General features: G+C 66.7%; 10 protein-coding genes. 2 read left to right on the top strand and 8 right to left on the bottom strand.

The window, feature by feature from the left end:
* The first annotated feature begins 2 nt into the window (after positions 1-2).
* Together coaBC and dut are read left to right on the top strand one after the other, a co-directional pair.
* The gene (gene coaBC, locus ACWPWO_RS07730; protein WP_454005708.1) at positions 3-1199 is read left to right on the top strand and encodes a bifunctional phosphopantothenoylcysteine decarboxylase/phosphopantothenate--cysteine ligase CoaBC; all 1197 of its coding nucleotides are present in this window, start codon (positions 3-5) and stop codon (positions 1197-1199) included.
* A 73-nt stretch (positions 1200-1272) separates the two neighbouring features.
* Positions 1273-1734 carry a dUTP diphosphatase gene (gene dut, locus ACWPWO_RS07725; protein WP_454005706.1) on the top strand — a complete coding sequence of 154 codons (462 nt, stop codon included), beginning with the start codon at positions 1273-1275 and terminating at the stop codon, positions 1732-1734.
* 5 nt (positions 1735-1739) lie between these two features.
* Here dut and ACWPWO_RS07720 read toward each other — a convergent pair whose 3' ends face one another.
* The 8 genes from ACWPWO_RS07720 to ACWPWO_RS07685 all read right to left on the bottom strand — a co-directional run bounded on the left by ACWPWO_RS07720 (position 1740) and on the right by ACWPWO_RS07685 (position 12732).
* Complete coding sequence (locus ACWPWO_RS07720; protein ID WP_454005704.1) at positions 1740-2477, bottom strand: ABC transporter ATP-binding protein; 738 nt, start codon at positions 2475-2477, stop codon at positions 1740-1742.
* Positions 2474-3307, bottom strand: coding sequence for an ABC transporter ATP-binding protein (locus ACWPWO_RS07715; RefSeq protein ID WP_454006316.1), 834 nt, complete (start codon positions 3305-3307; stop codon positions 2474-2476). Before ACWPWO_RS07715 ends, ACWPWO_RS07720 begins: the two co-directional genes overlap by 4 nt.
* 5 nt (positions 3308-3312) lie before the next feature.
* Complete coding sequence (locus ACWPWO_RS07710; RefSeq protein ID WP_454005702.1) at positions 3313-4392, bottom strand: ABC transporter permease subunit; 1080 nt, start codon at positions 4390-4392, stop codon at positions 3313-3315.
* Complete coding sequence (locus tag ACWPWO_RS07705) at positions 4389-5321, bottom strand: branched-chain amino acid ABC transporter permease (protein WP_454005700.1); 933 nt, start codon at positions 5319-5321, stop codon at positions 4389-4391. Before ACWPWO_RS07705 ends, ACWPWO_RS07710 begins: the two co-directional genes overlap by 4 nt.
* A 130-nt stretch (positions 5322-5451) precedes the next feature.
* The gene (locus tag ACWPWO_RS07700) at positions 5452-6516 is read right to left on the bottom strand and encodes a branched-chain amino acid ABC transporter substrate-binding protein (RefSeq protein WP_454006314.1); all 1065 of its coding nucleotides are present in this window, start codon (positions 6514-6516) and stop codon (positions 5452-5454) included.
* Between the two features lie 204 nt (positions 6517-6720).
* Entirely contained in the window at positions 6721-10494 is a 3774-nt protein-coding gene (gene putA / locus ACWPWO_RS07695; RefSeq protein WP_454005698.1) for a trifunctional transcriptional regulator/proline dehydrogenase/L-glutamate gamma-semialdehyde dehydrogenase, read from the bottom strand.
* A gap of 97 nt (positions 10495-10591) precedes the next feature.
* Positions 10592-11203 (bottom strand): PqiC family protein, encoded by a 612-nt coding sequence (locus tag ACWPWO_RS07690; protein WP_454005696.1) that lies wholly within the window; start codon positions 11201-11203, stop codon positions 10592-10594.
* Positions 11200-12732 carry a PqiB family protein gene (locus ACWPWO_RS07685; protein ID WP_454005694.1) on the bottom strand — a complete coding sequence of 511 codons (1533 nt, stop codon included), beginning with the start codon at positions 12730-12732 and terminating at the stop codon, positions 11200-11202. The genes ACWPWO_RS07690 and ACWPWO_RS07685 overlap by 4 nt, the downstream gene beginning before the upstream one ends.
* Between the last annotated feature and the right edge of the window lie 140 nt (positions 12733-12872).

Raw genomic sequence — 12872 nt, 5'->3', positions numbered from 1 at the left:
CCATGCTCGCCAAGAAGAAACTGGTCTTTGGCATCAGCGGCGGCATCGCCGCCTACAAAACGGCGGAACTGCTGCGCCGCGCCCAGGAACTGGGCGCGCAGATCGACGTCGTCATGACCGAATCGGCCACGCGCTTCGTCACCCCGGTCACCTTCCAGGCCCTGTCGGGGCGTCCGGTCTACACGGACCTTTGGGATGCGCGCGTGCCCAACAATATGGCCCATATCCAGCTCAGCCGCCAGGCCGACGCCATCCTGGTGGCGCCGGCCAGCACCAACTTCATGGCGCGACTGGCCCAGGGCATGGCCGACGACCTGCTCAGCACGTTGTGCGTGGCGCGCGGCCTGTGCCCCTTGCTGGTAGCCCCGGCCATGAATCGCGAAATGTGGCTGCACCCGGCCACTCAGCGCAATGTGGAACAACTGCGCCGCGACGGCGTGCACATCCTGGGCCCAGGCTGTGGCGACCAGGCTTGCGGCGAGACCGGCGACGGCCGCATGCTGGAACCGCAACAACTGCTGGCCGAGCTGGTCGCCTTCTTCCAGCCCAAGCTGCTGGCCGGCAAGCGCGTGCTGATCACGGCCGGCCCCACGTCCGAGCCCATCGATCCGGTGCGCGTCATCAGCAACCGTTCGTCCGGCAAGATGGGCTATGCCATCGCGCGCGCCGCCTTCGAGGCGGGCGCCCGGGTCACCCTGGTTTCCGGTCCGGTCGCCCTGGAAACGCCCTATGGCGTGCAGCGCATCAACGTGGAGACGGCCCGCCAGATGCATTCGGTCGTCATGGCGCAGGCGGCGCAGGCGGACGTGTTCATCAGCGTCGCGGCGGTGGCCGACTGGTACGTCAGCAACGCCAGCGATCGCAAGATCAAGAAAACCGCCGACCAGACAACGCCGCAACTGGAATTCAGCCCCAATCCCGACATCCTCGCCGAGGTCGCCGCCCTGCCCCAGGGCCCGTTTTGCGTGGGCTTCGCCGCCGAGACCGACCATCTGCTGGAGCACGCCCAGGCCAAGCGCCGGCGCAAGAACGTGCCCCTGCTGGTGGGCAACCTGGCGCAGCGCACCATGAATGCCGAGGACACCGAGCTGATCCTGTGCGACGAACACGGCCACACGCACTGGCCCGCACAGGACAAGCTGCAGGCAGCCCGCAAGCTGGTGCAGGCCGTCGCCGAGCGGCTCTCCAAGCGGTCCTGATTTCCATTCCTTCCATCACAGCGGGCGGCGCCATACCCCGTGCGCCGCCCTTCTTTTCAAAGGATGCCCCTACATGCATCGCCGTATCGAAGCCCGCATCGTCAATGAGCTGCTGGGCGCCGCCATAGAAGCCCCCAGCTACGCCACAGACGGCTCGGCCGCCATGGACCTGCGCGCCTGCCTCGAGCAGGCCGTCACCCTGCCGGCCGGCGGGCGCATGCTGGTCAAGACCGGCCTGGCCATCAATATGATGGACCCCGGCCTGGTCGCCATCGTCGCCTCGCGCTCGGGCCTGTCGCTCAAGCACGGCGTGCGCGTGGCCCAGGGCATAGGCGTCATCGACGCCGACTACCACGGCGAAATAGGCGTGATCCTGGCCAATGACGGCGACGCGGACTATGTGATCCAGCCCGGCGAGCGCATCGCCCAGCTGATGTTCCAGCCCGTGGTGCAGGTGGCCCTGCAGTTCGTGGACCAGTTCTCCACCGAGACCGAGCGCGGCACGGGCGGATTCGGCAGCACGGGCAAGAGCTGATCCCTTCAAGCAGCGAAGTCTTCCTCCCCCAGGTAGGCCGCGCGCACCTTGGGATCGTGCAGCAGTTGCGAGGCCGGTCCTTCCAGGATGATGCGGCCCGACTCCATCACGTAGCCCCGATCGCCCAGTTCCAGCGCCAGGCGGGCGTTCTGCTCGATCAGCAGGATGGTGACCCCTTCCTTGGCGATATCCTGGATCAGGCCGAAGATGCGCTCGACCATGATGGGCGCCAGGCCCATGGAGGGCTCGTCCAGCAGCAACAGCTCGGGGCGGGAGATCATGGCGCGACCCATGGCCAGCATCTGCTGCTCGCCCCCCGACAAGGTGCCGGCCGACTGTTTCTTGCGCTCGGCCAGACGCGGGAACAAAGTGTAGGCCCGCTCCACATCCTGGCGCACCTGGGCGTCGTCGCGGCGCGTGTAGGCGCCCATGGACAGGTTCTCCTCGATGGTCAACTGGCCGAAGATGCCCCGCCCTTCCGGCACCATGACCAGTCCGCGCCGCACCAACTGATGCGAGGGCACGCCCACGATGCTCTGGCCCTGATAATCCACCTGGCCGGCCGCCACGGGCACCAGCCCGCAGATGGCGCGCAGCGTCGTGCTCTTGCCCGCGCCGTTGGCCCCGATCAGGCAGACCAACTCGCCCTTGCCCACCTGCAGGTTCAGCCCCTGCACGGCGCGGATGCCGCCGCAGGCGACGTCCAGGCCCCGAATATCCAACAACCACGGCGACGCGCTCATGCCTGCTCCTCCTGCGTAGCGGTAATGCCCAGTTCCTTGGCGGCCCCCGCCCCCAGATAGGCCTCGATGACACGGGGATTGTGCTGCACCTCGGCCGGCCTGCCTTCGGCCAGCACCTTGCCGTATTCCAGCACCAGCACCCGGTCGCACAGGCCCATCACCAGCTTCATGTCGTGCTCGATCAGCAGCACGGTGATGCCGTCGCCGCGGATCTTTTCGATCAACTGGCGCAGGACCACGGTCTCGGAAGGATTCATGCCGGCGGCCGGCTCGTCCAGCGCCAGCAGCTTGGGGTCGGTCGCCAGGGCGCGGGCGATCTCCAGGCGGCGCTGGTCGCCGTAGGAGAGCGAACGCGCGATGTCGTTGGCGCGTTCGACGATGCCCACGTATTCCAGCAGCTCGTAGGCGCGCGCCTCGATCTGCTCTTCCTCGCGGCGCGTGGCGCGATTGCGCAGCACCGCACCCAGCACGCCGGCGCGGGTGCGCACATGCCGGCCTATCATGACGTTCTCCAGCGCCGACAGATTGCCGAACAGGCGGATGTTCTGGAAGGTACGCGCAAAGCCCGCCTCGGCAATCTGATGCGGTTTGTAATCCGTCAGCACGTGGCCGGCGAACTCGCAGCGCCCCGATTCGGGCACGTACAGCCCCGTCATGACATTGAACAGCGTCGTCTTGCCGGCGCCGTTGGGGCCGATCAGCCCGTAGATATCGCCCTGGCGGATGCTGAAGCTGACGTCCGACAAAGCCTGCAGGCCGCCGAAGCGCTTGGACAGCCCGCTGGCCTGCAGCAGCGCCTCGCCGCTGCCCGCGGTCTTGCTTGTTGTCATCGCGCTCATGCCTGGGACTCCTTCATCTTGCGTTCACGGCGTCGCACCGCCGACGGCCACAACCCTTCGGGCCGGTAAATCATGACCAGCACCAGGGCGAAGCCGAACAGCAGCATGCGTATGCCGTCCGGATCCAGGATCACCTCGCCGAACACGCTTTGCTGCAGGGGCACCACCACAGCGCGCAGCAGCTCCGGAAAGACCGACAGCAGGAGGGCGCCCACGATGACGCCGGGGATGTGGCCCATGCCGCCCAGCACCACCATGCACAGCACGGAGATGGACTCGGTCAGGCTGAAGCTCTCGGGGCTGACGAAGCCCTGCATGGAGGCGAACAGCCCGCCGGCCACCCCGCCGAAGGTCGCGCCCATGGCAAAGGCCAGCAGCTTGACGTTGCGGGTATTGATGCCCATGGCCTTGGCGGCGATCTCGTCCTCGCGGATGGCTTCCCAGGCGCGGCCGATGCGCGAATGCTGCAGGCGCACGCAGACGAACACGATCAGCAGCGTCACCGCCAGCAGCAGGTAGTAATACTTCTCCGGTCCGGTGACGCGTATGCCGAAGAAGGTCTCGGCCCGCCCGAAGACGAATTCGCCCACCTTGAAGGTGTCCACCCGGTTGATGCCCTGCGGACCGTTGGTGATGTTGACCGGCGCGTCCAGGTTGTTCATGAAGATGCGGATGATCTCGCCAAAGCCCAGCGTGACGATGGCCAGGTAGTCGCCGCGCAGCTTCAGGACCGGAAAGCCCAGCAGCACGCCGAACAAGGCCGCCAGCACGATGCCGGCCGGCATCACGACCCAGAACGGCAGGTGCAGGCCGAAATGCGGCGAGGCGAGCATGGCCCAGACATAGGCGCCGACGGCGTAAAAAGCGATGTAGCCCAGGTCCAGCAGGCCCGCAAAGCCCACCACGATGTTCAGGCCCAGGGCCAGCATCACGTACAGCAGCGCGAAGTTCAGCGTGCGGATCCAGCTCTGGCCGGCCATGCCCAGCACAAAGGGCAGCACCGCCAGGACCACGCCGATCAGCAACGCGCCCAGCCAGACGCGCACGGGAACGGGTTTCTTCTTGGTGTCCATCATGCCCGGTCTCCCACCCGTTCACCCAGCAGGCCGGATGGACGGAAGAGCAGTACCAGGATCAGCACGATGAACGAGAACACGTCCTGGTAGTTGCTGCCGAACACGCCATTGGTCAGGTCACCGATGTAGCCGGCGCCCAGGGCCTCGATCAGCCCCAGCAGCAGTCCGCCCAGCATGGCGCCGCCCAGGTTGCCGATGCCGCCCAGCACCGCGGCCGTGAAGGCCTTCAGGCCCAGCATGAAGCCCATGGTGTACTGGGCCACGCCGTAGTAGGTGACGATCATGACGCCGGCCACGGCCGCCAGGGCCGAGCCGATCAGGAAGGCGGCGGAGATCACGGTGTTGATGTTCACGCCCATCAGGCCGGCCACCTCGCGGTTCTGCGCGGTGGCGCGCATGGCCGTGCCCAGGCGGGTGCGGTGCACCAGCGCCATCAGGCCGACCATGATCAGGGCGGCGCCGCCGATGATCAGCAACTGCAGCAGGCTGATGCGCGCCTCGCCCAGCTGGAACACCATGGGCTCGATGATGTGCGGAAAGCTCAGGTAGTTGCGGCCCCAGACCATCATGGCGATGTTCTGGACAATGAAGGACACGCCGATGGCGGTGATGAGCGCAGCCAGGCGCGGTGCGCGGCGCAGGGGGCGGTAGGCGTAACGCTCGGCCGTCCAGCCTATGGCCATGCAGGTCGGGATCGCAGCCAGCAGGGCCAGCCCCACGGCCAGCCAGGCGGACATGCCGGCCGGGTCCGCCCCCACCAGGGACAGCACCACCGTGGTCGCCAGCATGGCGCCCACCATCACCACGTCGCCGTGGGCGAAATTGATCAGGCCTATGATCCCGTACACCATGGTGTAGCCCAGCGCCACCAGCGCATAGACACTGCCCACGGTCAGGCCGTTGATGAGTTGTTGTATCAGAATTTCCATCGACAAGGACTCGCTGTCGTTTCCCGGGCATGCACCGCGGCATGGCCACGGAACAGCGGGCGCCGGCCTCCCGGGGAGGCCGGCTGAAGAGCCGCACGGCAACGCACGGCTCAGGCACCAGATGCAGGTCTTAGTTGGCCTGGCTCACCATGGTCTTGACCATGGTCCACTTGCCGTCCTTGACCTCGTAGATGGTCACGGCGATTTCCTTCAGGTCGCCGTTCTTGTCGTAGGCGATGTTGCTGCTGGTGGCGCCGCTGCGCTTGAGGCCGGCCAGCTTGGGCAGGTAGTCCTCGGCCTTGGAGGAGCCGGCTTCCTTCATGGCGGTGATCATGTTCCAGGCGCCGTCATAGGCATAGGGCGCGTAGACGCCGGGATCGACCTTGAAGCGGTTCTTGTAGTCCTGGGCGAACTTCTCGCCGGCCGCCATGGTGGACAGCGGCACGCCGGCCAGGGAGGCGTAGGTGCCGTCGGCGGCGCCGCCGGCCAGACGCAGGAAGGTGTCGCTGCGGGTCATCTCGCCCGAGACCAGGGGCGCCTTGATGTCCAGGGTCTGCATCTGGCGCTTCATGGGGCCGGACTGGGCGTCCAGGCCGCCGAAGAAGATGGCGTCGGGCTGCTTGGACTTGATGTTGGTCAGAATGGAGGTGAAGTCGTTGGCCTTGTCCGTGGTGTACTCGCGGGCCACGATCTGGCCGCCCGCCTTTTCAACGGCGCGCGCCACCTGATCGGTCAGCCCCTGGCCGTAGGCCGTGCGATCATCGATCAGGGCGATCTTCTTGGCCGCCAGATCCTTCACCATGAACTGGCCCACGGCGGCGCCCTGCTGGGTGTCGCTGGTCATCATGCGGAAGGTGTTGTCGTAGCCCTGCTGGGTGTACTCGGGCGAGGTCGCCATCGCGATCTGCGGAATGCCGGCGTCGTTGTAGACGCGCGAGGCCGGAATGGTGGTGCCGGAGTTGAAATGGCCCAGTACGCCGTCCACGCCATCGTCCACGATCTGCTGGGCCACCTGCACGGCGGTGCGCGGGTCGGCCTGGTCGTCCTTGGCGACCAGTTCGAAACGGGCGGTCTCGCCGTCGATCTGGATCTTCTGGGCATTGGCCTCTTCCAGGGCCAGGGTCAGCCCGTTGCGCATGTCCTCGCCGTAGTGCGCCTGCGGACCGGTCAGCGGGGCGGCAAAGCCCAGCTTGATGACTTTCTCTGCAGCCGAAGCCGGCGCTGCGGCAAGCGGCCAGCACCGCGGCCGAGACCAGACCCAATTTGATGTTTTTCATGGACTGCATGGTTGTTCTCCCTAGTTTTAATGGGACCGGGCTTATGGCCGGCCTTACTGCTGTGAATTTTACCGGGCCGCCGACTCCGGGTACGAGTCGGCGCGGCGCGCAGGCGAGCGCGCCTAACCCACCATCATCAGGCTGGCGTTGCCCCCGGCAGCCGCCGTGTTGGTGCTGACCGAGACTTCGCGCATCAGACGTTCGGCCGCATAGGCCGCGCCCCGGCGCAACTCTTGCGTGGACAGCCCCTGGACCCCCACGATGGCGCCTTCGCGCTGCGCCACCTGTATGGCCAGTTGCTCGAGCTCATCGCCGTCGCCTTCAAACAAGACAGCATCATAATCCGCGCAGCCCAGCTCTGACAGATCAATCTGCTCCACGCCCTGCTCGGGCAAGCCGTCCAGCCCGGCGCGGTTCAGCAGAACCGGCTGGCAGCCGCTGAGCGCGCAGGCCTGCATCTGTGCGCGCCAGCCCTCCTCGCTGGCCGGCATGCACAGTACGCGACCGCGCGGATGCAATTGATAGACATTGGATTCGCCGGTGGGCCCGGGCAGGACCTGGCCGTTCTTGCGCAAGGCCTGCAGGGGCAGGTCCTGCGCGCAGCGGCCAAGCAGGCGACGCAGGTACAGCGGGCCGCCCGCCTTGGGTCCGGTGCCCGACAAGCCTTCGCCGCCGAAGGGCTGCACGCCCACCACCGCGCCCACCATATTGCGGTTCACATACACATTGCCGGCGCGCACGCGCGACACCACGCGCTGCACGGTCTCGTCCAGGCGGGTATGCACGCCGAAGGTCAGCCCATAGCCGCGTTCGTTGATCTGGTCGATCAGGGCGTCCAGGTCCTTGCGCGCATACGTCATCACATGCAGCACCGGGCCGAATATCTCGCGCTCCAGGTCCTGCACCTGATTGATCTCGATCAGCGTGGGCAGCACGAATGTCCCGGCCAGACCGGCGGGCCGCTCGCCCTGCTCCACCTGGAAGCCGGCGCTGCGCATGGCCGCAATGTGCTGCTCGATGCCGGCTCGGGCCTCTTCGTCGATGACCGGCCCCACATCCGTGCTCAACAAGTCCGGATTGCCCACGCGCAACTCCTTCAGGGCGCCGCGCAGCATGCCCAGCACGCGCTCGGCCGCTTCTTCCTGGATGCACAGCAGCCGCAGGGCCGAGCAGCGCTGGCCGGCCGAATCGAAGGCCGAATTGAGCACGTCGAACACCACCTGCTCGGCCAGCGCGGAGCTGTCCACCACCATGGCGTTCAGGCCGCCCGTCTCGGCGATCAGCGGCACCACCTGGCCGTCCGGCGTCAGGCGCTGGGCCAATTGGCGCGCCAGCGATTTGGCCACGGCCGTGGAACCGGTGAACAGGACGCCGTTGACCTGCGGGCTGGCCACCAGCGGCGCCCCCACGGTCGGCCCGCCGCCCGGCAGCAACTGCACCGCGCCTTCAGGCACGCCGGCACGGTGCAGCAGGCGCACCGCGGCCGCGGCGATCAGCGGAGTCTGCTCGGCCGGCTTGGCCAGCACCACATTGCCCGCCGCCAGGGCGGCCGACACCTGTCCCAGAAAGATGGCCAGGGGGAAATTCCAGGGGCTGATGCAGACGACCACGCCCAGCGGACGCTGGCGGTCATTGTCGAATTCGCGCAGGACCTGACCCGAATAGTAGCGCAGGAAGTCCACGGCCTCGCGCACTTCGGAGATGGCGTTCGCATAGGACTTGCCGGCTTCGCGCACCAGCAGGCCCATCAGTTCCTGCATCTGGTCTTCCAGCAACTGGGCCGCCTGCTGCAGGGCGCCGGCCCGTTCGTCCACCGGCGTGGCCTGCCAGATCGGGGCATAGTGGGCCGCCGCTTCCAGGGCGTGCGCGACGTCGGCCTCGCCGGCCTCCATGACCTGCCCGACGACATCCTGGTGATTGGCGGGATTGAGCACGGCGCGGGCTCGGGAATCATCCCAGACAGGCGTGTCCTGGGCCAGCAAAGGCTGCGCGCGCCAAGGCTGGGCGGCGCTCTGCATCAGGGCCGCCGCCAGCGAGCCCAGGCGATGCTCGTTGCTCAGGTCCAGGCCCGCGGAGTTCAGGCGCTGCTCCGCCTCCCAATAGAGCTGGCGCGGCAGCGGGATCTTGTCGTGCGGACGGCCGAGCGGCTGCAGTTGCAGGGCCTGAGCCACGGGATCGGCAATCAGGTGCTCGACCGGCAGGTCGGCATCGCCGATCTGGTTCACGAATGACGTATTGGCCCCGTTTTCCAGCAGGCGACGCACCAGGTAGGCCAGCAAGGTCTCGTGCGAGCCGACCGGCGCGTAGATGCGGCAGGGGCGGTTCAGCTTGCCCGCCTTGACCGGGCCAACCACCTCGTCGTAGAGCGGCTCGCCCATGCCGTGCAGGCACTGGAACTCGTACTGGCCGGGATAATAGTTCTGGCCGGCCATGTAGTAGATGGCCGACAGGGTCTGCGCATTGTGCGTGGCGAACTGCGGATAGATGGCCTCGGGCGCCTGCAGCAGCTTGCGCGCGCAGGCCAGATAGGACACGTCCGTATGCACTTTGCGCGTATAGACGGGATAGCCTTCCAGGCCGTCCACCTGGGCGCGCTTGATCTCCGAGTCCCAGTACGCCCCCTTGACCAGGCGCAACATCAGGCGGTGACCACTGCGCCTTGCCAGGTCGATCAGGTAGTCGATGACGAAAGGCGCGCGCTTCTGATAGGCCTGCACCACGAAGCCTATGCCGTTCCAGCCCGCCAGGGAGGCATCGAAACACAGCCGGTCCAGCAAGTCCAGGGACAGCTCCAGGCGGTCGGCTTCCTCGGCGTCGATGTTCAGGCCCACATCGTACTGGCGCGCCAGTTGCGCCAGTTCCAGCAGGCGCGGATACAGCTCGCCCATGACGCGGTCGCGCTGGGCGCGGCTGTAGCGCGGATGCAGGGCGGACAGCTTGATGGAGATGCCGGGACCTTCGTAGATTCCGCGGCCCTGGCTGGCTTTGCCGATGGCATGGATGGCCTGTTCATAGGCCTGGTAGTAGCGCTGCGCGTCCTCGGCCGTGGTGGCCGCCTCGCCCAGCATGTCATAGGAATAGCGAAAGCCCTTTTCCTCGAACTTGCGACTGTTGGCCAGGGCCGAGGCGATGGTCTGGCCGGTCACGAACTGCTCGCCCATCATGCGCATGGCCACGTCCACGCCCTTGCGGATCAGAGGCTCGCCGCCTTTGCCTATCATGCGCGTCAGCGCCGAGGACAGGTTCTTCTCGCTGTTCACGCTGACCAGGCGCCCCGTCAGCATCAGGCCCCAGGTGGCGGCATTCACGAACAGGGACGGCGACTCGCCCACATGGGCGCGCCAGTCGACATGGCTGATCTTGTCGCGGATCAGGGCGTCGCGGGTGGCGCGATCGGGAATGCGCAGCAAGGCCTCGGCCAGGCACATCAGGGCCACGCCCTCCTGGCTGGACAGGGAAAATTCCTGGATCAGTCCCTCCACGCCGCCGCCGGTGCGCTTGGCGCGCAGGGCATTCACCAGGCGCGCGGCCAGTTCCTGGGCGCGCGGATCCTGCGAAGCGCGCGCCGCGCTCAGCAGCAAAGGCACGCATTCGGTTTCGGGGCGGCGGTACGCCGCCGTTATGGCCGCGCGCAGCACGCTTTGCGGCTGCACGTCCTGTGCAAAGGCGTAGAAGGGAGCCTGCGGCGCCTCCACGGGGTCGTCGGCTGCCGCAGCTTCAGCGCCCGGCAGATAGGCCAGCTCACCGGGAATCGCCCCGCGTTCGATATTCTCGATGTAGGAAAGCAGGGCCTGCTTGTGCAGCCAGTGCGGCGTGCATTGCAGCTTGTCCGCCGCGCTGCGCAAACGCTCGCGCAATTCCGTATCGACCTTGATGCCTAAGGTAGTGCTCGCCATGCCCGTATCCCGGTAAAAATGCTGTTGCATTGGAATGCCGAAATACTACTGCTGGTTAACCAAAGCACCTATTCAGGTTAACCCGAATCCGAGAAAGTTAACCCATGCAGGAAAGCGAGTTAACCGACTCCATGGGAACGGTCTTGCCCTGCATCTGCGCGGCCAGCGCATCGGCCAGGCGGCCTTGCAGGCGGCGATGCGCATCGATCAGTTCGGACACCGAGGACGCCGGCTCCGAATCCAGCCAGCGGCATTGGTAGGCCGGCGCCTTGAAGCCTACCGGACGCAAGGACCAGCTCAACTCCAGCGCCGCGCGCTCGCCATAGATGGATTCGAAGCGCTGCACGGCCATGTCCAGGCGCCAGAACGCGGCCTTGCCGCCCGTATCCGCCAGCTGCGGCACGCCCAGGCGGCTTTGCAGCCCCGAAACCAGGGCCAGCGAGAGCTCGTCGGGCAGAGGCGAAGCCCATTGGCTGTCGTTGAGCAGGCGTACTTGCGCGCCCGGCGGCACGGTCAGCACCACGGCGCGACGGTCCAGTTGCGAGGGAACGTCCACGCGGCGCACCTGGAAGCCCGTCCAGCCCTGCACGGGCGCGGCAGCCGGCGCCGACGGCAGCGGAGCCAGCAGGGTGTAGTACGTAGGCTGGGCGCCGGCGCAGGCGGCCAGCAGGCCCAGGCTGGCCAGCAAGGGAATGGGACGGGGCGTCATGGCTTGGGCTCCGGCAGGACGTCGGGCGAGCGTCCCCGCAACAAGGAGGACGGCTGGCTCTGCAAGGTGTCGGTCAGATCGCGCAGGGAGCGCAGGGAACGGTTCAGCTCGCGCAGGGTCTGGTCGACCGAGGAATTCAAGGGTGAATCGGATTCCAGCATGGCGCCCAGCTTCTGCACCGCCTGGTCCATGGTCTTGAGCGTGCCGTTCAACTGGGGGACGGTGGTTTTCTCGAACTGCTTGAGCACCTTGCCCAGGTCCGTCAGGCCGCCTTGCAGGTCTTTGCCGATCTGGTCGAACGGCACGGCTGAAATCTTGGTGACGATATCGCTGACCTGTTCCTGGAGGCGATCGAAATCGCCCGCGATCACCGGAACGACCAGGGGATGCGCATCTGGATTGAAATCCACCTTGGCGGCCTTGTCGAAGAACTCGAGCGCGATGTACTGCTGGCCGGTGATCAGGCTGGCCGGACGCATCTGGGCTCGCAAGCCCCGCTCCACCATGGGCCGGAAAAGCGAGCGCACCGGATCTTCGCCCTTCACGGCGGAGGCGGCGACCTGCTCATAGATGCGGCCGAAGCGTTGCGGGTAGATGCTCGCCTTGACCAGCGCGAAGAAACGCTTGCGTTCGAAATCATATTCCAGGTCGATGTCGTCCACCTGCCCCAGCTCCAGGCCGCGGAACTCCACCTTGGAGCCCACCTTCAAGCCCTTGATGGACTGATGGAAATGGAAGTTCAGCTCCACGGCGGGGCCGTCCGGCTCCGCCATGGCCTGCTCCTTGGTGGAGAACAGCTCGTACTCCGCGTTGCTCTTGGCCGGTACGGCGGGCTCGCCGGGCATCTGCTCGAACGCCAGCCCGCCGGCCAGGGCCGACACCAGGGAATGCGTGCGCACATTGAAACCGTTGGAATCCAGGGACATGTTCACGCCGCTCACATTCCAGAAGCGCGAGCCTTGCGTGACGAACTGATCATTGGGCGCGTCCACGAAGACCTGCACGCGCACGCCATCGCCCGCATCGTTCAGTTCATAGCTGATCACCTGCCCCACCTGTATGCCCTTGTAATACAGGGGCGAGCCCAGATCCAGCGAGCCCAGCGCCGGCGCGGTCAGCACGAAACGCTTGCCGGGGCGGCCGCTGATGACCTCGGGAGGGCTTTCCAGGCCGGTGAAGTCAAAGGCGCTCTCGCCCTTTTCCAGGGTATGCGGCGCATCCACGCCGATATAGACGCCCGACAGCAAGGTGCCCAGGCCCGACACTCCGTTCAGGCCCAGGCGCGGCCGCACCACCCAGAAACGCGAACCTTTCTGGGTGATGAACTCGGAGCCTTCGCGCTCGAGCTGGGCGGTCACGATGACGCGGCGCCGGTCCGGCGCCACCTGGATGTCGGAGATGGTGCCCACGTTCACCTCGCGATAGCGCAGCTTGGTCTGATCCACCACCAGGCCGTCCGCCGAATCGAAGCTGATGGTGATGCGCGGGCCGGTCAGCACCCAGTTGCGCACCACCAGCGAGGCGCCCACCAGCGCCGCCGCGATGGGCAGGATCCAGATCCAGGAAAAGCGCGAACGCTGCGCCAGGACGACGCGGGGCTGGGCCGGCCCCTGCGGCTGCCCGGCCGGCTCCGGCGGGTTCGCCGCCTCTTGTTGTCGTTATCGTCCAC

The organism is Alcaligenes sp. Marseille-Q7550 (assembly GCF_965112015.1).
The sequence above is the reverse complement of the archived record's forward strand: the minus strand, read 5'-3'. Positions and strand labels throughout refer to the sequence as shown.